Below are 20550 nucleotides of genomic sequence, written 5' to 3' on the forward strand. Positions count from 1 at the left end.
TGGCAAGGCCCGTACAGACAACTGCCGGCCTGGTGCCACCGGCAATTAATCAAACGCATCCCAGTACGGCGGATCACCAAAACAGGTGCTGATAAAATCAATAAACACCCTGAGCTTGGTGGCGAGTAATTTCCGGTGCGGATACACCGCGTAGAGCGCCAGCGGCTCCGGCGCAAACTCTGGCAAGATGACCTGGAGCCTGCCGGATTTGATCGCATCGCCAACGATAAACGTCGGCTGCAATACGTAGCCTTCTCCGGCAATGGCGGCCTGCATCAGGATTTCGCCATTGTTGCTGGAGATGCTTGCGGCACTGGCAGGCTGGGATCTTTTCAGCGCGGTCATCAGGCGGGATTCCCCCGCACCGTTTTCCAGGTAGCTGTAGCGCAGGTAGTGTGCCGGGTTTAAGTCTTCCGGGGTCTCGGGTGCGCCTTCCCGCTGCAGGTATTCCGGTGCGGCGCAAACCACCAGGCGTATCGGTGCCAGTCGCCTGGCAATCAGCGATGAGCTTTTCAGCTTGCCGATCCGCAGCGCCACATCAAATCCCTCTTCCACCACATCCACCTTGCGGTCGTTGAGCTGCAGCTCAATGCCGACGGCCGGGTGATCCCTTTTGAAATCCCGGATCACTGGCGCCAGGTGGCGGGTGGCAAAGGTCACCGGGGCGCTGATGCGCAGCAGCCCCTGGGCTTCGCTCTGCATCTGCCCCAGCTGGCCCTCCATATCCCGGAGGCTTTCCAGAATCTGCTGCGCAAACTGATAACACTGCTCGCCCTCCTCCGTCAGGTGCACACGCCGCGTGGTGCGGTTGAACAGGCGCACCTTGAGGTGTTCCTCGAGCTGCGCGACGTATTTGCTCACCAGCTGGTTCGACAGCCCGAGCTTGTCTGCGGCCTTGCTAAAGCCGCCCTCGTCGGCGACCGCCACAAAGGCGTTCAAAACGGTTATCCGATCCACGGGAGGCCCCCTATTCCCAACAATTTGTTGATAGTAGATCAACATGGTGCACATTTATAGGTCATAACGTTGTGATTAGACTGCATTCCAAGCTGGTGAGGTTGCTACACCACGCCCAAACCCAACAACTCGGAGAACGGTTATGACTACGCAATTGATCAACAAGGTTTTGGACTCAAACGCTGGCCTGGGCGTACTGGCGCTGCGCGTACCGGTGGGCATCATCCTCGCCGCCCACGGCGCGCAGAAGCTGTTCGGCTGGTTCGGCGGCTACGGTCTGGAAGGTACCGGCCAGTGGATGGAGAGCATCGGCCTGGCGCCCGGCTACCTGATGGCCCTGCTCGCAGGCAGCGCGGAGTTCTTTGGCGGTCTCGCCCTGGTGCTCGGCCTGCTGACCCGCCCGGCCGCTGCAGTGAGTGCGCTCACCATGCTGGTGGCGATCTTCAGTGCCCATATCAGCAACGGCTTCTTCCTCACTAACAACGGTTACGAATACGCGCTGGCGCTGTTCGGCGCGACCCTGGCACTGGCCATCCAGGGAGGCGGTGCACTCGCCGTTGATAATGCCCTGAGTAGCGTGGTCGCCGGAGGCGTTGACCGGGATGCGGTGCTCTCTGCGGGCCGCGCGGCCTAACCATTGCCATTCCTCTTTCGCCCCCGGTTCCGGGGGCGAAACCCTGCATCAAGACGAGGCGAAACCATGTTGGTAAATGGTATCTGGAAAGAAAACTGGCAACCGGTACAGCACGCGGATGACGACGGCCGTTTTATCCGGCAGACGTCATCCTTCCGCAACTGGGTAACGGTGGATGGATCGGCCGGCATTACCGGACGCGGCGGATTCCGGGCGGAACCCGGCCGCTACCATCTGTACGTGGCGTATATCTGTCCCTGGGCCAGCCGTGCATTGATGGCGAGACAGCTGAAGGGGCTGACCGAAGTGATCGGCGTGTCGGTCGTCAACCCGGTGCTCACCGATCAGGGATGGGGATTCGGTGGGTTCAGCGGCAGCGACAATGATCCTCTGAATGACGCGCGTTTCATGCACGAACTCTACACGCGGGCGGATCCTGATTTTACCGGGCGCGCAACGGTGCCGGTGCTGTGGGACAAGCAGACGGGAACCATCGTCAACAACGAGTCAGCGGATATCGTGCGTATGTTCAACAGTGCCTTCTCGCACCTCGTCCCCCCCACCGCCGGCGGGCCAGACCTGTATCCGGCGGAGCTGCAGGCGGATATCGATGGGTTGAACAGCTACCTGTACGACAACCTGAACAACGGTGTTTACCAGGCCGGATTTGCCACCACGCAATTTGCCTACAGCGAGGCCTATACCCGTGTGTTCGCGGCGCTGGATGAATTGGAGTCACGGCTCGACGACTGCCGGGCATTTTTGTTCGGGGAGACGCTCACCGAGTCCGACATTCGCCTGTTCGTCACGCTGGTGCGCTTTGATGCGGCGTATTACAGCCTGTTCAAGTGCAACCGCAATACGCTCAGGGAAATGCCAAACCTGCATCGCTATATGCACCGCATCCTCGCATTAGAGGGCGTGCAGGGTACGGTAAACCTTGCGCATATCAAGGCCGGCTACTATTCGATTAAAGCACTCAATCCAACGGGCATTGTTCCGCAGGGGCCCGGCTGGCTTTAAGCCATCCCCCGCGCAGGCAGGCTGGCGTGGCGCTGCTTTTTACGCCGCCCCGCCCTGCGGTTTTGAGATGCTGAAAGCACCCTACCCGAAAACCAATGGCGACCAGCTCTTAGTACACACCAGTAACTGCGCCCCCTGCAGAAGAGGATCAAAAAATTCACGCCCCGGATGTTTGTCTCACTCGATCCTGCTATCTTCACAGATTCTTACACCCACCAGATTAAGCAACTTCAGGGCATTTGTATTTTTGACGATTCCAGGCTTCGCCCTGTAATCGAATGAGACTGAACCATCATCCAACATGCCAGATCCATCAGTATACTTTTCTTCAAAAAATATCCGGCTCGTAAATTTGTCTAAACATTTTGAAGAAGCAATCGAAACATCGTGCGTAGTGAGAGCTCCTAATGCTCCAAACTTACAAAGCTCTGACAAGATACTGACTACCGCCACCTCTCGCTCCGACCCGTTCGTCCCCTTCAGGATTTCATCCAGCAGGAATAAAACGGGTGGCTCTCCATACCTTACCCTCCTCACTGCATCGATGATTACCTTAACCCTGCCAAGCTCCGCCATGAAATATGAAACCCCATCTTTCAATGAATCCTTGACATGCATGCTTGTCAAAACAACAAACCTTGCGGTGACCATCTTTTCAGCACAAACATTCGCACCAAGTAATGCCAACTTTACATTTAAACCTAAAGTCCTCATGTACGTTGTTTTACCCGCCATATTTGACCCGGTAATCATTATCAGTTTTTTGGGGGGATAAATATTTATATCGTTAGTGACATTAACTTCAGGATCCAACAGCGGATTCCCAGCCTTTACAATATCTATTACGGGCTCATGTGAAAAAAGCGGCGTACTCCAACCGGGGTTTTCATAATTCAACACAGCTATTGAATTGCAAGCTTCAATATTCGAAATTGCATCTATCCATTTAGTCAAGTCACTCGAAAAACGAGAATGCCAAGCCTTAACCTTAAGCAAAACCCTAACATCCCATGCGAACACCAGCTGAAACAATACATATGGTATAGGGTTAAAGCGCAAACGACTATTGTGAACAAGCGCCTGAAAATCATCCAATACAACGCTCGACTTTACATCACCGGAGAACAACCTTTGATGCTCCTTTATCAGTAGTTCGCTAGAAAAATTGCAATCCCCCAACAACTTAACCAAGTCGCGAACAACCAGGATACCAGGCTCGACCCTCTCCATTTCTGAGAAGGCTTTCGAGTACGCATTCCTGCTGAACAGAATCAGAAATACATTAACCAGAAAAAAAGGAAACACCATAAAAAATGGTATTAACTCCAGGAAGACCATAACCAAGGCCAAACATAATAGGGCGCAATTGACGGCGGCCACTGCATTGATCGACTTAGGAACAAAGACTTCACCTTTTAGCCAATCATTCACGGCTTTCAAGGTAGGCTGCCGCTCCCTATGATTTATTCCAGCAGCCGAAATTTTTTGAACCGTGTCAATGTCAGACCGAAGTTCCGCGACAGCCTTCTGCCTCAGGCGGATAACTTCCAATGTAGGGCAAAACTCCAACCAGTCCGCCACTCTTTGATCGCCGAGTGAAGATGAATGATTGCAGACAAGCTGAGCAAGTGAAGCCTCCCCAAACAATCCCAAATCATCACTCACGTCCCGACCACCAAATTCAATACCTTCTGAAACCGGATCAATAGCGGCCCAATCTCTGCGAATTCTCGCAAGTCCCTGAGTATTTATTTTTACGAGATTCTCAAGTAAACAAATATTCTTATTATTTGAAGAATAAAAAAACACAGACAAGACGTACAATAGCAAGGAAGCCACCACCAACCCAATTAAAGCAATAAAACCAAAAGCTTCCGAATCCCCCAGGAAAAACGAAAATAAAAAAAACAACAAACAAGAAAATGAAGCCAGGCGCGCAATTGATAGTTTTTCAGAACGCGAAATAAGTTTCCCCAACTCCCCCTGGTAATACTCCCGTCTGGAAAAGTACACCTCAGAAGGTGTCTCGCCGGGAAAACTCGGTGCAACGCCAAGATATCTGCGTGTAAATACTCTCGAGACTATGCCGTTAAGAAACCCAGCCAACATAAAAAAACCCCATTTCCATATGGAACAACGCCAACAAAACGGACGGAAAACCGACAATCTATATCACCTTGCTGGTAATTTATCAGTCTATACCTTTTGCAAGCGGCATCTATTTATCCCCAATTATTTCTTCATAATCACAACTGGCAATACCTGCCTCAAATAAATAAGGCAACCTTCGCCAGAGCACTTATCAATTCACACCTAAATAGCGCTGCATCTAATATTTAATGCCATTAAGCCAGAATCAAGCTGAAAGTGCCCAACCAGACACCAGGGAAGATGGGTTCACGCCGCCGGCTCACTAAATGCCACTATCGAATGCGTAAACCTTAAGACCCGGGTTCAGGTCCGTGATTCTCAGACCATTACAATTGATACTTTGATGTTAATTTCCGCGCCGCTATGCACGAGGTGCAGAGTGCTTGGTAGAGAGTCCGGACGCCTTGTGATAGAACTCCCTACAGAATAATAACCAGCGGACCAAACCCCATGGATACTCTGGACTCTCTGCCTTGCCGCCCCGCCCTGCGGCTGCTGCCGATGCTGTTGGTGGCACTGCTCACAGCCTGCGGTTCTGATGTACAGGAAGTACCCGCCCCGAAAACCGGTGGCGACCAGGTGGTAGCGCGCATCGGCAACAGCGCAATCACCCTGCAGGAAGTGGATCAAGAAATTCGCCTCGCACGGCACGACCTGGCACTGGCCGAGTACCAACTGCGCTTCAATGCCCTGAAGTCGATGGTGGATGCCAGGCTCTCCTCACCTGCCGCCACCGGCGAGCAGGCCACCGTCGACTGGTTGCTCCCCCACCCCCAGCCTCCCAGGCTCGCAATCGACACCGGCGGGCGTCCCCTGCGCGGCAATCCCACGGCCCCCGTCACCCTCGCGGTGTTCTGTTCCTACCAGTCTGTGCACTGTGCATCCACCAACCTGGTGTTGCGCGAATTACTGGAGCGCTACGCCGGCTGGATAGCCGTGGCGCCCTTCGACTTTCCCATGCACTACCACCGCCAGGGTACGCAAGCGGCGGTGGCGATGCACTGCGCCAGCCAGCAGGGCATGCCCTGGGCCTATGCAGACGGCCTCTACACCCGGGCCAAAGCTCTGGATGACAAGGTCTTCACCCAGCTGGCATCACAGCAGGGATATACGCAGGACGCGTTCACACGCTGCCTCGACGAAGCCCGATACCGCGATCAGGTTGCGGCTGATTCTGCGCTGGCGCGAACCCTCGGCCTGCAGAGCGTGCCGGTGGTGTTTGTGAACGGGCTCTATGTCAAAGGCCCGCGTACGCAGGAGCACTACGCCATGTGGATTGATCAGGAGCTGCAGCGCCTGGGGCACGATCCATCCAGCCCTCATGCCGATGCCGACCGCTGGCGCCAGTCCGCCAACGGGATCGCCGAGACCGATCTGCCATTGCGCCTGAACGGCACCAGCGTCTCCTCGCAGCCCGAGCAGTCCACGGCACTGATCCGCATCCGCGAGGCATCGGCTGGCCGCTTTTCCCCCGGCGACACGCTGATGCCAGGCGTCAGCCTGCAGCGGGTGCACCAGCGCCATGTCATCCTGCAGGTGAACGACCACCTGGAGCGGTTAACCCTGCACAGTGGCGACGACAGTTATGTGCGGGTACCCAAGACCACGACCACCCAGCGGGACGAGGAAACCATGCGACGTATTGAGCAGCCGGACGGTGAAACCCGCAAGCTGATCCCGCCTTCCGGGGTACTGCCGCTGGGTCAGGAATGGCTGGAGAAGCAATTGCAGAATCGCGCCGAACTGGAAAAGAAGTTCGTCCCGGCGGAGCACGTGGTGGATGGCCATAACCTGCTGCGACTCGAAGGCATCGCCGACAGCGAGTTTTTCACGGCACTGGGCTTCGAGGAAGGCGACGTGGTGGTGCGGGTAAACGATAGCTGGGTGCACAGTGGCCAGAACCAGCTGTGGGATGCCCTCACCAGTGGCGAGATGATCGATGTGACCTTTATGCGCAACGGGCTGCCGCAGCGGGTGCAATACGTGGTACAGGACAAGGGCTATTTCGAGCAGCCGGAAGGCCAGGACAATACGGGCGATGAGGATGAGTCAGACTAGTGCCGGGGAATAAGGACAGGTACCGGTGTTGCCCTGAACCAAAATAAGGGCTCCGCGAGGAGCCCTGTTCACCGCCCGAGCGTTATTTGTCCGGGTTACCGTTCCACATCAGGTTCGCCACGGTGTTCTGCCCGCGCACGCTGGGGTGGAAGCAGTCCCCTCCATCGATATCGTTTTTACCGAATTGGAAGGTGCCCACATTGGACTGGTTGGCGCCGGAATATTCCGCCACCACCTCGACACCATTCGTGCCGTTATAGGCGGACGCCTCCTGCTGCAGTACCTCGTTGTACAGGCGCTGCGCGGCCTCGATACCGGCGTTGCGTACCGCAAACGTTTCACCGTTCATGGTACCCCCGTTGGTTGCAATGCGGCAGATACCGAAGGTGGACCAGACACTTTCGCAATTGACGCGCCAGTTACCGCTCTGTTTGGCGATACCGGCGGCGCGCAGATCCTGCACCCGCGGCACCGACCCGAGCACGACAGTGGAACCACTGGGCAGGCCGTTGACCAGCTTGTCGAGCCCCGCCTGCACGGCGCCGCGCCACTCGCTCTCGGTCAGGAGCGGATCCGAACAGTTGGCCGGATCGACACAATCGCGATTGCAGATATCGTTGCCCCCAAGCACCACTTCCACATGATCCGCGACCAGCGTTTCGCCCAGGATCCGATCCGCCTGCACGCTGAAACTGTCACCACCGCCGCGCATCTCGGCGCCGGAACGGGCAGCATTTTTGTTGGCCGCGACATTCGGGTCTATGGCCTTGTATTTGTCGTGGACACTGTTGACGCTGCTGTCCCAGCCGTCAAACCAGCTGTGCTCCGGCTGATCTCCACCCAGCAGGCAGAAAAATCCGCCAGTAAAGAACGTATTGCCGGTACAGTCCGCGGCAAACCCCATGGTGATACTGTCGCCGGCGGCAGTGCCTTTGGCGGGTGCTGCTACGGTATGTATGGAGCACAGTGCGGACGCAATAGCGAGGGAAACAAATAGACTGGCTTTGTGCATGATGTTTTCTCCGATCATCGTATTTATGACTTTATTTTTTTTAACGCGGTGAACGGAGCAAGATTAGACGGTCGTACCATGGCGCGCCGAGGTAGCCCCCCGGATCGAATGACCGATTTTTCAGTCTGGGACTCAACTCTCAGTCCTGTCGCTCAATACCTTGTGTAGCATGCCGTAAAAATAGCGTTAGACTGGGCCCACCAGCCTTACCTGAGTATCAAATCGAGACATGCCTTACATCCTGATCGCCCTGGCCATAGTCACCCTCATTGCCGGCCCGCAACTCTGGGTACGTTTTGTTCTTTGGCGGCACTCAAAGGAAATCGCGGATATGCCCGGCTCTGGTGCCGAGCTGGCCGAACACCTGATCGAGCGCTACCAGCTCGAGGGGGTAAAGGTGGTAAAGGCCAACCCGAACGAAAACTACTACTCCCCGAGCGAAAAAATCGTGGCCCTGAGCCCGGAGATTTACCACGGAAAATCGGTAACCGCGGTGGCGGTTGCGGCGCATGAAATTGGCCACGCGATCCAGTTCTGCAAAGAGGAGCCGGTTTCCAAACTGCGAGACAGGTACCTGACACGCGCCCACCAGATCAAACGGATTGGCGCCGGCATCCTGGTTTTCGCTCCCATCCTTACTTTCGCTATCAAGAGCCCGGCGATGGCCTTGTGGATGGGCGCAGTCGCGGTGATCACCATGCTGAGCTCCGCGCTTATGTACGTGGCGATACTGCCGGAAGAATTTGATGCGAGCTTCAATAAAGCCCTGCCGATACTCAAAGAAGGCTACCTGCCGGAGAACCTGATCGGTGCGGCAAACAGCGTATTGAAGGCCGCGGCCCTGACTTATGTGGCGGGAGCACTGCTGGATGTGCTGAGGCTATGGCGCTGGATCCGGTTTATTCGCTAGGGACAACAAATCCGGACGGCAGGAGGGACAAGGCAATAACCCTTCCGACATGAAACTTGAAACATAAAAGGGGCCAGCAAGTGGCCCCTTTTATCATGGACTGCAGGACAATCAGTAATTCAGCAGCTCCTCTTCTTCCTCGTCCAGTGCTTCCAGCGACAGCTCGAAACCAGCCGCTGCCTTCGCGATTTTTCCACTCTCGCTATCCGCTTCTGCAGCCACCACTTTGGGCTTCTTGCCCTCTTCATACATTTTGATGCGCAGGCGCAGGTTGTTGGCCGAGTCTGCGTTCTTGATCGCCTCTTCGTGGCTGATCCGGCCTTCGACGTAAAGCCTGAACAGCGCACCATCGAATGTCTGCATACCGAGGTTTTCCGACTTCTCCATCATCTCCTTGATGTTGTGGAACTCGCCCTTGAGGATCAGCTCATTGATGGTCTGAGTACCCAGCAGGATTTCCACCGCGGCACAGCGCTTGCCATCCACCGTGGGCACCAGGCGCTGGGACACGAACGCGCGGATATTCTGTGACAGCGACATCAGCAGCTGTGGGCGGCGCTCTTCGGGGAAGAAGTTCACGATCCGGTCGAGGGCCTGGTTGGCGTTGTTGGCGTGCAGGGTGGAGATCGCCAGGTGGCCGGTTTCGGCAAAGGCGATGGCGTGCTCCATGGTCTCGCGATCGCGGATCTCGCCGATCAGGATCACGTCCGGTGCCTGGCGCAGGGTGTTTTTCAGGGCCGCATGGAAGCTGCGGGTGTCCACCCCCACCTCGCGCTGGTTAATTACACTCTTCTTGTGGCGGTGCACATATTCCACCGGATCCTCGATGGTAATGATATGGCCACCGCTGTTGGTGTTGCGGTGATCAATCAACGCGGCGAGCGAGGTGGATTTACCGGAACCGGTACCGCCAACAAACAACACCAGGCCGCGCTTGGCCATCACCACATCCTTGAGGATGGGCGGCAATTTCAGGTCATCAAACTTGGGGATCTCGGTGACGATATTTCGTGCAACGATGGAAACCTGGTTGCGCTGCCAGAAGATATTGATGCGGAAGCGCCCCACATTGGGGATGGTCATTGCCAGATTCATTTCCAGCTCGCGCTTGAACTCCTCCCGCTGCTCCTCGTCCATGATTTCCATGGCGATCTTCTCGATCTCGCCGGGCGCAAGGGGTTCTTTGCTCAGGGGCTTGAGTACGCCCTGGAATTTGGCACAGGGCGGTGCACCGGTACTGAGGTAGAGGTCAGAGCCATCATTCTTGGCGAGCACACGGAGATAGCCGGTAAAATCCATCGATACAGTTCCTGTTGGCGCGAAAATCATCGGCCGCAAAGCTTAACCAAAACTGTGATGGGCAGCAAAGAAAAAACGGGCAATTCCGCACTCTATACGAGGAGCAAAAAATAATCACTCGCTTGGGGTTGTCGAGGGTGTCGCCGTTCCGCCGAAACCCCGGGCGACCTGGCACCGTGTTGCCGCGGCGATAAATCTCGAATTGCCGCGAACCAACGGTAGGATCTTCAACATGAAGTAAGTGTCCACTAATCAGCGCCGCGCCTCCGCAAGTGGACGATGAGCAGATTCCATCCGGTTACCTGCCGGCAGAACCGCCAAATTTGCGGGGCAGCAACGCACGTAAACCAAACCAGCCCGATTTCTTCTCAATATCCGGCGCCTCACCGCTGCGCTGCTGGTGGAACAGCTTGATCAGGGCTTCGGCTTCCTCTTCCTGGAACTGCAACGGCTCAAAGCGCAGATAACCCCGGTCGCGTACAAATGCCCGCACCGCCTGCTCGACCGGAACATACTTCATGGACCAGTCGGCAAATAGCCGATCCGGCACAGTTTTCAGCGATAAAATGGTCACTTCCCGGTGCCGGGGATCTGCGGCGATGCGCTGGTAGGCCTGGTTGACCACCTTGCGATCGCCCTCAAGCGCCTGAAAAAAGTACCCGTCTCCGAAGTACAGCACACCGCCGATATTGACCTGGCTGTTGTTGCGGCGGCTCTGCATCAATATACGGGCAACCGATGGCTCGACCCCCTGCGTGACCGGTACTGCCCGAAACGCCGCCTTGCTCGCATATACCAGTCTGATCAATTCATTCATCGTAATTTCCTGCCAAGTCCCGGATTCAATTGAGGAACATACGCAGGAATCCCGGCGGTAGATCAGTGCGCCGGACCAAAGTAGCTTTCGTGGAAAAGCATAAGGAGCGGTGCACAGGGAATAGCGCAATGGAAAAAGAGAAGACCAGATGGCCTGCGAAACTAAAGCGCTGCTGCCGACTCCTATACTCTGGAAGGCGAATCTGGCCCTAACCGATGGAGCACGGCATGGCTCGACTTTTTCTGGGCGCGTTTCTGGCAATACTGGCGGGATATGCGATGGCGATTGAAGAACCCGAATACGCTGTAACCGAGCAATCCGCGCCATTCGAGCTGCGCACTTACGGGCCCAGGATCGTGGCCGAAGTAGTGGTGGCGGGCTCAATGGATGAGGCATCGGGTACGGGATTCCGATTGCTGGCCAACTACATCTTTGGCAACAACACGGCGGCGAGCGGCGGCAGCGAGAAGATCCAGATGACCGCCCCGGTGGGCATGGAACTCAGCTCGGAAAAGATCCGTATGACCGCACCGGTGAGCCTGCAGGAAAGTGGCGGACGCTGGCGTGTTTCCTTCGTCATGCCCAGCCAATACACCATGGACACCCTGCCCCGCCCCAATAACGCGGCAGTAACCCTCCGCCAGATTCCGGAAACCCGCTATGCCGTGATTCGTTTCTCCGGGTTGACCGGCGCACAGAAGGTCGCGCAAAAAACCGCGGAGCTGGAAGCCTGGATCAACGAAAAAGGCCTGAAGCCCATCGGCAGGCCGGAACTGGCGCGCTATAACCCGCCATGGACGCTACCGTTCCTACGCAGGAACGAAATCATGGTGCAGTACAAATAAGGCTCGCTTACAAGCCAGCGGGTATTCAGCCCAGGTTCAGAACAAAACGGTACGATGGTACCACCCAAGAAATCAAACTCCTCCGTCGACCGGTTTTCGACGCCAGCCGCCATCGTGATGTTGTACCCAGATGAATAAAAGACTGCCCTCCCTGCTCTTGGCGATCGCCACCACGACCGGTTGTAGCCTGGCTCCGTATCAGCAGGCGCAAAAAGATACGGCAATAGCTGTACAGGAGGCTTCACCTATTCCCGCGGTGTCGCCCGCCCCAGCACCACTAACGGCAGGCGCACGGCACCAGCAAGCGAGCACTACAAGCGCCAGGGCCGTTCGGGCCAGTCTCTACCGACAACACCGGGAGTGGCAAGGAACCCGGTATCAGCTTGGCGGCATGAGCAAGCGCGGCATCGACTGCTCGGCACTGGTGTATCTCACCTACCGGGATCACCTGGGCATCAAGCTGCCCCGCACAACCGAGTATCAGGCGCTTGCCGGAGAGGCGGTCAAACGCGGCCAGCTGCGCGCGGGCGATCTGGTCTTCTTCAAGACTGGCCGCAGGGATCGCCATGTAGGTATCTACATCGAGGACGGCAAATTCTTCCACGCCTCCACCTCGAAAGGCGTGACCATTTCTAAAATGACCGATTACTACTGGAAGAACCGCTTTTGGCGCGCGCGCCGGTTGAACCTGGGCAGCGACGCGTGACCCGGAAGTGAACAGCTACTGAGAGATGATGTGCCAATTGGCGCCCTTTTCAGGGCGCCGCTGAAGGTGGCGCTGAAGGTGACTTTAGCCGAGTGATATTCCGGCAATTTCCGAGGGTTTGAGCTTCAGCGCACCGGCCATGGTATTGAAGAAGTCAATCTCGGTCTGGCGGACGTGGCCGTCTGCCTTCAAGACTTCCTTCAGGGCATGGATGATGATAATGCGGTCCGCACCGTCGATACTCGAGGCAACCCGCGATACGTGCTTGTTTAGCGGCGCCTTTTCAAATATTTCCGATGACGCCGCAACGCGCAGTTCTGCGGCACTGATATCCTCACCGGTGTAAACTTTGATTACCTTTTGCGCCGTGGCCACTTCGCTCTCGTGGATGTGAAGGTCAGCACGGGAGCCGCGCGCCAACACCAGAATCAGTAGTTCCTTCAGGGCCTGGCGCTTGTTCTCCGCACTGATTTCGTTGTTGAACAGCGCCTTGATATTTTCCATATTCACGATTGCCATCCGTGAGTTCTCCATCATTGTCGATCTATTATCTTGTCGGCAGACGACCAACTGCCGGTCGCTTCCATTGAGAACTGCGAGCGTTAGCAAAAGTAACGCGCTAATCGCCGGCTTAGATAGTAGCCGACCATCCCAAATCTGCTGATAACAAATCCCAATAAAGATCGAAAGCTGAAATAGCGTTCCGCTATTTCACGGACATAGGGCGGGATAGACACGTACCGGCGAGGCCCGTGTGACGATGGGTATACCGGGCTGAGCAGGATTACCGATTATTCCGCACTTTCTTCCGGCGCAATTAGGCTCACCAACTGCCAGTCTGCCTTGAGCGCAATATCGTGGGAAACCGTATACATATGGATTTTCCCCTGCGGATCCAGCGCGTAGAGGCGCGTGGCGCGATTGCCGTAGGTTTCCTTATAGTCATCGATGGTAAACGCATCCGTCAGCCGCGTGGTGCGAATAGTGGCACCTTTCGCCACCAGACTGGCCAGGCGACTATAGGTTGCGCTCTCTGAAAACAGCTCCAGCTTTCTTGCATACTCTTCCGACACCTGGTGGCTCGCCCGCCCCTCCTGCGCACCCTGACCAAGCCCGAGCACCGCACCTTTACCCAGCACATGCTCGAAGTGATAGGTCACCAGAGGGTTCAACTGCTTGTAGGGAGACAGCACCAGAACCTTGCCTATCGGTGACAGATCCAGGGTCAGGCTGGCATGCTCAGAAATCGGATTGCCGTAGTAGGTGGGGATATTTTCCATACGCGCCTCGCGTATGGCATCCCAGTTGGTGTCGGCAATTCGTACCGGCACACCCTTTTCAATCAGGTCTTTTGCCAGCATCCGCGCAAACTTGCCACCGCCAAACAGCAGGTATCCGTTCGGATAGGGAGCGCGAACGCCCAGTAACTTGGCCACGGGCTTGGCGGTGAGGCTCTGAAACACAACGGTGGCGATGATCACCAGGAACACCATCGGCACCAGCAGTTCGGAGTTGGGCAGCCCGAGCGTATCCAGCTTCAGGGCAAACAGTGCGGATACCGCAGCGGCAACGATACCCCGTGGCGCAATCCAGCTGAGCATCGCAAGCTCGCGCCAGTTCAGCCCCGCCCCGGGAGACGACAGGAATACCGATAGTGGCCGCGCCACAAACATGATCGCCCCCAGCACCAGCAGGGCTCCCCACCCGAGCTGGGTCAGGGTGGAAAATTCCAGGCGTGCTGCCAGCAGAATGAACAGCGCGGAAATCAACAGAACGCTGAGGGTTTCCTTGAACTCGAGAATGTCATCGACATCCAGGCCTTTCATATTGGCCATCCAGATCCCCATTACCGTGACTGTGAGCAGGCCCGATTCATGGGTCATCAGGTTGGACACGGCATAGGCACCGAGCATCAGGGTGAGCACGGCGGTATTACGCAGGTAATGCGGCACCCAGTTGTGCCGCAGCATACTGCCGAGGAAATACCCCATCACCGAACCTAACCCGAAACCAATCGCCAGCACCTTAAGGAAAATCACCAGTGCGTGCTCAAGCGGGCTTTGCGACGCGACGATATATTCGTAGACAAGTACGGCCAGCAGTGCGCCAATCGGATCGATCACGATCCCCTCCCAGCGCAGGATGTTTGAAATCCGGCTATTGGGACGCACCGTACGCAGCATTGGCACGATGACCGTCGGCCCTGTGACCGTAACAATGGCGCCAAAAAGTGCCGCCAGCTGCATCGGCATGCCGAGCATATAGTGTGCAGCAGGCGTGGCGATCAGCCAGGTCACCAGAGCACCCAACGTGCACAGATTGCGCACCATGGTGCCGTGCCCGGCAATATCGGAAAGCTTGAGGGTGAGCGCCCCCTCAAACAGGATAATCGCAACCGCCAGTGAAACCAGCGGGAAAAGCAGGTCACCGAACAGTGCGTCGGGATCAAGCACCCCGGTAATGGGGCCGAGTGCCAGTCCTGCCAGTAACAGGGGCAGGATTGCCGGCAGCTTGAGCATGAAGGCGAGGTACTGACACGCAATCGACACGATGCCCACCATCACCAGCAGGGCCATCGGATTCGAGAGGATTTGTTCCATAGTGCTGAGCAGCCGATTGCGGAAAGTATTTAAGCCCCAGAGTATCACCTGGAGGATTCAGCCGGAAACTCGCAAACCCTGCCGGCATAAAATTGGCACCTGACCTACCGCTGCCTTCTTCACTGGTGCTGGCATCGTTTTTATATCGCCAGCGGGCCTGATAACCGATCACTTCTACTTCGAAGCCAGCAGCGACGACAGCCGGTTCAGAGCTTCTTCACGGGCTTTGTCCCATGGATGGGCAAAACTGATTCGCAGGCAATTCTTGAACTGCCCGGATGCGGAAAACAGCGGGCCCGGTGTGATCACTACGCCCTGCTGTAGCGCCAGCGCATAGAGCGAAAGCGTATTCTCCCCCTCGGGCAGCTCCACCCAAACTGCAAGGCCGCCCTGAGGCTGACTCACCCGGATATTTCCCGGCCATTTATGCAGCAGCTGAATCAGTCGGTCTCGCCGTGTTCGCAGCTCAATCCGCAGCCGGCGCAAATGCGCGGAAAAGCTTCCATCGGCGATAAACTCAGCCACGCCACGCTGCACAAATCGGCTGCTGGACAGTTGCGTTATCAGCTTGAGGTGGAGGATGCGCGCATGCCAGCGGCCGCCGGAAATCCAGCCCAGCCTCAAATCCCGCGACAGACTCTTGGAAAAGGAACTGCAAAGTATCACGCGCCCATCCCGGTCTAACGCTTTGAGCGGATCCGGTACCACCCCCAATGCGGTATCCGCATATATGTCATCTTCAATTACCGCCAGGTCATGAATCTCAGCCAGCGCCAACAACCTTTGCTTCGCACTCGCCGGCATCAACGCGCCGCCCGGGGTGGCGAACGCGGGGGAAACCACACAGGCCCTGACCTTCCAGCGTTTCAATACGTCTTCAAGTGCATCGATATCCATCCCGGTTTCAAGGGAGGCCGGCACTTCCACCACCCGCAGGCCCAGCTGCTCGATAATCTGCATCACCCCGTAAAAGCCAGGCGATTCCACCGCCACCACGTCGCCGCGATCGCAGCAGGCCATAAGGGCAAGGAACAGGGCATGCTGGCATCCCGAAGTTATACAGATTGCCTCCGGCTCGCCCTGCCCCCCGCGCCGGGCGATATGCAAAGCGAGCTGCGAGCGCAACTCGAAGCTTCCGGCCGGTTCGTCGTAGTACTGAAAGTCCTGCCCGCTCTGACGCCTGAGCGAGCGCCCGATCGAGCGGTTCAGCGCCACGATCCCCGGAGGCAAATCACCCGGCGGGTGCTGTGGTAACAGATCGAAGGCTGCACTCCTGCGCATAATGTCCTGCAGCAGGTCGCTGACCGTCACCGGCCTTGGCGCCTCTATCCGGGCCCGAGTGACAGGCTGCCTTACCGGGGACGATTGCCGCGAGACGAAGTGGCCGGACTTGGGCCGCGCTTCCACCAGCCCCTGAGCTTCCAGCCTTTGCAGAGCATGCTGCACCGTGGCTTTGGAGACGTCGTGCTCCCGACACAGGGCCCGGATAGAGGGGAGCCGCTCGCCCTCACGCCAACGGTGTGCCTTGATCCCCTGCAGAAGCCAGGCTTCCAGCCGCAGGTAGCGGAATTCTTCTGTCACAAGCCCTACTCCCAGCCAAAATCTGTACCCATTGTATTTATTTTTTTTATGCCTGCACCTATTGGGTGCATGCGCGTAATCTGCCGCCGTTGATCACCGAGCGGATGAGATGTCATGGAGAAAATTCCCGTTATCCAGGATTCAGCGCTGGATCCAGGCATGACAACGGATAAGAAACCGGCTTCCTCAGGTTGCGCCCAAAGTCCCGCCCGCAGTGGCAAATTTCATGTGCGCCTGACCGAGGGACGGTTCCAGAATCTGCGGCGCTATATCAGCTGGCCGCTCCTCGCGCTCTTCTTCGGTTTGGTGTGGGTCGAGCTCGATGGCCATCCCCTGTTGCTGTTTTCATTCGAGCATCACCAGATCATCCTGTTTGGCCATGCGCTCTCCTGGCGGGATCTGTCGCTTCTGGCGGGCCTGTTGATCGCCAGCGCATGCCTGCTGTTTTTCCTCGCGGTGGCCTGGGGGCGCGTCTGGTGTGGATTCGCCTGTCCTCAGAGTATCTGGACATGGCTCTTTATCCGCATAGAGGACCTGGTGGAGGGAAGGGCCAATAAAAGAGCGCGCCAGGATCTCGAACCACTCACCGCACACAGGCTTGCTCGCAGGGCCACCAAACACCTGCTGTGGGTATTCCTCGCACTCGCTACTGCACTCACGTTCACCGGGTATTTTGTTCCGGTTCGCGAACTCTTTTCGCAAGCCATGCAGCTGGATCTATCGGCAGCCGTTTCCGGCTGGATTCTGATAATGGCAGGACTCACCTACCTCAATGCCGGGCTGGTGCGCGAAAAAATCTGCCTGCATGCCTGCCCTTACGCCCGCTTTCAGGGGGTCATGTTCGACGACCATACGCTGACGGTGAGCTATGACGCGCGGCGTGGTGAACCGCGCGCGCACCAGCGCAAAGGTGGTGACAGCAGCGGTGACTGCATCGACTGCCAGCTCTGCGTGCAGGTATGCCCGGCCGGCATAGATATCCGGGACGGATTGCAGGCCGCCTGCATCGATTGTGGCGCCTGCATCGATGCCTGCGACAATGTCATGTCGAAATTAAACCGCCCGAAAGGACTTGTTCGCTTCGCCTCAGAAGCGCAGCTACGCGGGATGAGTAGCCGCCTGCTGCGCCCGCGTCTGGCAGGCTACGGGGTGGCAATGACACTCGCTTTTGCTGCCGTACTGTACGGCTTCACCGAAACGACCCAGCTGCTCGTGGAGATACGGCGCGATCGCGGATCCATGTTCAGGAAAGTGGATCAACACACGGTGTGTAACGTGTATCAGGTCAAGGTTGAGGGATACAGCCAGGAACAACGTTTTATTCAAGTATCCATTTCCGGGAAGGGGGACTTCACCCTGTTTGGCCGCACACAGATAGACCTCACGGAAGACAGCGCCTATTGGCTCCCCTACCGTGTCTGCGCGCAGAATCAGACACAACCTGCGACAGAACTCACCTTCACCTTTACCGGCGAACTGGTGTCCGTCTCCAAGGACACAACCTTCTTGACCCGATCATTTTGAACGGCGCGAAGGAACGCCGGGCCGTTATCTGTGAGATTGACGCCACGACTCGCGGGAGTGTGGCGTCAACCATTGCGGTCAGGACGTGACGCCCAGAAACCTAGTTACAGGCTCCGAGAGAAGTCCACGGTTTACCGGATCCAGCACCGCCATTATTGGTGGCGGGGTCATCGCCCTGAGTCCACCAGTTCGCTTCGTAGCGCACGCCATTATGCTGTACCTGGTCACCGCCGGTGTAGACACTGCCGGCAGCCCAAACCGGCAGATTCGGGCAGGAACCACCACCAGAACTGCTGGAAGAACCGCCCGAAGAGCTGCTGGAACCACTGGAGCTACCACCCGATGAGCTACCGCCGGACGAACTGCCACCGGACGAACTGCCACCAGAAGAGCTGCTGCCATCGCAACTGCGCACATGGCTCCACGCCGTATTCCAATGTTGGCCAGTGCCCGGCGCATATGCCCATGACGCAGAAGAAGAGCACCATCCGGCGACATCGCAGCTGTACTCGTTACCCTGGTTCTGGACTTCATCACCAACGCGGTAGCTGGTGCCCGCTACGTACTGCGGGGCACTGCAGGAACCGCCGCCGGAAGACCCGCCGGAGCTGCTGGACGATCCACCACTGCTACCGGAAGAACCACCGCTACTGCTGGACGAACTGCCGCCGTCTCCGCTGGGATCCGTAAACAACAGCCGGTTTGGCGAACCATTGGCCCCCGTAATCTGGCCGCTCGTGGACATTCCGATCATGCGGCTGGCAATGGTGGACGGCGAGGCACCCGGGTCTTCCTCAAGCAGCAACGCCGCTACGCCGGCACCGTGGGGCGACGCCATCGATGTTCCACTGATCGTATTGGTGGCGTTACTGCCTGTCCACCACGCGGAGGTAATGCTCGACCCCGGACCGAAAATATCGACGCAGGAGCCCCAGTTAGAGAAACTCGAGCGGGTGTCATCCGAAGTTGAGGCGGCCAAAGTGATGGCACTGCTTTCGCGGGCCGGAGAATAGTTGCAGGCATTCGCATTATCGTTGCCCGCGGCAACCACGACGGTAACGCCCCGGTTGACCGCTCCGCGCACTGCTGAATCGAGTGCGGTAGAGACACCACCACCGAGGCTCATATTGGCCACGGCGGGTTTGACGTGATTGCCGGCAACCCAGTTCACCGCATCAATAATGATGGAACTGCTGGTTTCCCCGGAGCAGCCAAATACCCGCACCGGATGCAGGATAACGTCTTTGGCTACGCCCCAGGTGCTGCCACCTACCGTCCCCGCAACGTGGGTGCCGTGACCATTACAGTCTTCCGTTCCCCGCCCATCATTGATACCCGAGAAACCGTTGCCCATGCGCCCGGAAAACTCGGTGTGCGAGCTGAGAATACCGGTATCGATGATGTAGGCGTGAACGTTGCGACCGCTGCCATCGTAGCTGTAGGCATTATCCAGCGGGCGTTGACGCTGATCGATGCGATCCAGCCCCCAGGTAGCCGGGGACTGGGTGGCTGAGGTATACATCACCTGATCCTGCTCGATATAGGCAACGGAACTGTCTTTCGCCAGCTGCTGGATCTGTGCCGGTGTGGCCTTTACCGAGAACCCGAGTATCGCCTTGTCGTAGCGATGCAATACTGGTGCACCCACATTCGATGCGATCCGGCTGGACTCCGAAGTAACGAACTGCGAGGTGCTCATGGCATTCATCCGCGCATCATCTTTCAGCACCACAATGTACTGGTCAGGAATCGCATTACTCGCATCAACGGACAATATTTCCGCCGCAGCAAACACATTACCAGAGAGCGGGACACCCCCTGCCAACACAAGGGCAAGCAAGGTTTTTCCGGTTATTTTCATTCTTGTTTCCTCCATCAATATTTATATTTATCTGGATTGGCCCCGATTAACTTCAGAACCAATCACGGCCTTTACTATTACTGCAGGTACAACATCCCCTCTGCGCATAGCGGTATGCACATGGGAGATCTGGATTTGGCATTTTCAGAGCGCACGAACCACCCAGCCGATACATCGCGATGACCGGAAATAAACGCGCAAATTGGGAAATGCCCTCGCTACCGAAAATTGGCACCACTACGCCAGGCGATATGGCGCAATGACATAACCAACTCTATATGGAAGCGATTTAATTTCTTACGGATATACGCAAAACCTGAAAGGCCAATAAGCCTGAAAATGTAAGCAGGCACGTACGCTATAACCGAATTAAACGGGTGAAAACGGGAGGCACTTCGTTTAACAATTACACAGGGATCAGCGCACAGACCGGGAAAAGACCGAATATGGATTCCCGTTACAACAGGAAAACGATACTGGCTGGCCTTACTTAATGAACCGGGCTTTGACCTACAAAAGGATAATCACCCACTCTCAAATAAAGCAAATCCGGTTCGCGGGGAATAAACAGA

At 56.7% G+C, this 20550-nt stretch carries 16 protein-coding genes; 7 read left to right on the forward strand and 9 right to left on the reverse strand.

All coding sequences use genetic code 11. From position 1 onward, the window contains the following. Nucleotides 1–45: 45 nt before the first annotated feature. Nucleotides 46–957, reverse strand: coding sequence for a LysR family transcriptional regulator (locus ACNKU7_RS06215; protein WP_418296100.1), 912 nt, complete (start codon nt 955–957; stop codon nt 46–48). Nucleotides 958–1099: 142 nt separating this feature from the next. Between ACNKU7_RS06215 and ACNKU7_RS06220 the strand changes: the two genes are divergently transcribed. Both ACNKU7_RS06220 and ACNKU7_RS06225 read left to right on the forward strand, forming a co-directional pair. Continuing rightward, nucleotides 1100–1591 carry a DoxX family protein gene (locus ACNKU7_RS06220; RefSeq protein ID WP_418296101.1) on the forward strand — a complete coding sequence of 164 codons (492 nt, stop codon included), beginning with the start codon at nt 1100–1102 and terminating at the stop codon, nt 1589–1591. A 66-nt stretch (nt 1592–1657) separates the two neighbouring features. Next, a complete protein-coding gene (locus tag ACNKU7_RS06225) occupies nt 1658–2614 on the forward strand; it encodes a glutathione S-transferase family protein (RefSeq protein ID WP_418296102.1) in 957 nt (318 codons plus the stop codon). A gap of 177 nt (nt 2615–2791) precedes the next feature. Here the strand turns inward: ACNKU7_RS06225 and ACNKU7_RS06230 are convergent, their stop codons facing one another. Beyond that, nucleotides 2792–4723, reverse strand: a complete 1932-nt coding sequence (locus ACNKU7_RS06230) for a MutS-related protein (protein ID WP_418296103.1) — start codon at nt 4721–4723, stop codon at nt 2792–2794. Between the two features lie 492 nt (nt 4724–5215). Here ACNKU7_RS06230 and ACNKU7_RS06235 point away from each other — a divergent pair, with 492 nt between their 5' ends. Continuing rightward, nucleotides 5216–6823, forward strand: a complete 1608-nt coding sequence (locus tag ACNKU7_RS06235) for a thioredoxin domain-containing protein (protein WP_418296104.1) — start codon at nt 5216–5218, stop codon at nt 6821–6823. Nucleotides 6824–6905: 82 nt separating this feature from the next. Here ACNKU7_RS06235 and ACNKU7_RS06240 read toward each other — a convergent pair whose 3' ends face one another. Next, nucleotides 6906–7835 carry an SGNH/GDSL hydrolase family protein gene (locus ACNKU7_RS06240; protein WP_418296105.1) on the reverse strand — a complete coding sequence of 310 codons (930 nt, stop codon included), beginning with the start codon at nt 7833–7835 and terminating at the stop codon, nt 6906–6908. 229 nt (nt 7836–8064) lie between these two features. On the opposite strand from ACNKU7_RS06240, the gene ACNKU7_RS06245 reads away from it, so the two are divergent. Further along, nucleotides 8065–8745, forward strand: a complete 681-nt coding sequence (locus ACNKU7_RS06245; RefSeq protein ID WP_418296106.1) for a zinc metallopeptidase — start codon at nt 8065–8067, stop codon at nt 8743–8745. Nucleotides 8746–8856: 111 nt separating this feature from the next. Here the strand turns inward: ACNKU7_RS06245 and ACNKU7_RS06250 are convergent, their stop codons facing one another. Both ACNKU7_RS06250 and ACNKU7_RS06255 read right to left on the reverse strand, forming a co-directional pair. Then, nucleotides 8857–10044 (reverse strand): PilT/PilU family type 4a pilus ATPase, encoded by a 1188-nt coding sequence (locus ACNKU7_RS06250; protein ID WP_418296107.1) that lies wholly within the window; start codon nt 10042–10044, stop codon nt 8857–8859. A 298-nt stretch (nt 10045–10342) separates the two neighbouring features. Then, nucleotides 10343–10861 (reverse strand): BLUF domain-containing protein, encoded by a 519-nt coding sequence (locus tag ACNKU7_RS06255; RefSeq protein ID WP_418296108.1) that lies wholly within the window; start codon nt 10859–10861, stop codon nt 10343–10345. Nucleotides 10862–11088: 227 nt separating this feature from the next. On the opposite strand from ACNKU7_RS06255, the gene ACNKU7_RS06260 reads away from it, so the two are divergent. Next, nucleotides 11089–11706, forward strand: coding sequence for an SOUL family heme-binding protein (locus ACNKU7_RS06260; protein ID WP_418296109.1), 618 nt, complete (start codon nt 11089–11091; stop codon nt 11704–11706). Between the two features lie 130 nt (nt 11707–11836). Further along, nucleotides 11837–12412, forward strand: a complete 576-nt coding sequence (locus ACNKU7_RS06265) for an NlpC/P60 family protein (RefSeq protein ID WP_418296110.1) — start codon at nt 11837–11839, stop codon at nt 12410–12412. A gap of 84 nt (nt 12413–12496) precedes the next feature. Here the strand turns inward: ACNKU7_RS06265 and ACNKU7_RS06270 are convergent, their stop codons facing one another. From ACNKU7_RS06270 to ACNKU7_RS06280, 3 genes are all read right to left on the reverse strand, one after another. After that, nucleotides 12497–12931 carry a TerB family tellurite resistance protein gene (locus ACNKU7_RS06270; protein WP_418296111.1) on the reverse strand — a complete coding sequence of 145 codons (435 nt, stop codon included), beginning with the start codon at nt 12929–12931 and terminating at the stop codon, nt 12497–12499. A 272-nt stretch (nt 12932–13203) separates the two neighbouring features. Beyond that, the gene (locus ACNKU7_RS06275) at nt 13204–15012 is read right to left on the reverse strand and encodes a cation:proton antiporter (RefSeq protein WP_418296112.1); all 1809 of its coding nucleotides are present in this window, start codon (nt 15010–15012) and stop codon (nt 13204–13206) included. Between the two features lie 174 nt (nt 15013–15186). After that, a complete protein-coding gene (locus tag ACNKU7_RS06280; RefSeq protein WP_418296113.1) occupies nt 15187–16593 on the reverse strand; it encodes an aminotransferase-like domain-containing protein in 1407 nt (468 codons plus the stop codon). Nucleotides 16594–16707: 114 nt separating this feature from the next. On the opposite strand from ACNKU7_RS06280, the gene ccoG reads away from it, so the two are divergent. After that, the gene (ccoG, locus tag ACNKU7_RS06285) at nt 16708–18117 is read left to right on the forward strand and encodes a cytochrome c oxidase accessory protein CcoG (protein ID WP_418296114.1); all 1410 of its coding nucleotides are present in this window, start codon (nt 16708–16710) and stop codon (nt 18115–18117) included. Between the two features lie 100 nt (nt 18118–18217). Here the strand turns inward: ccoG and ACNKU7_RS06290 are convergent, their stop codons facing one another. Continuing rightward, complete coding sequence (locus ACNKU7_RS06290) at nt 18218–19978, reverse strand: S8 family serine peptidase (protein WP_418296115.1); 1761 nt, start codon at nt 19976–19978, stop codon at nt 18218–18220. Between the last annotated feature and the right edge of the window lie 572 nt (nt 19979–20550).

The sequence above is a fragment of the Microbulbifer weihaiensis genome, from assembly GCF_048323715.1.
GTDB lineage: Bacteria > Pseudomonadota > Gammaproteobacteria > Pseudomonadales > Cellvibrionaceae > Microbulbifer.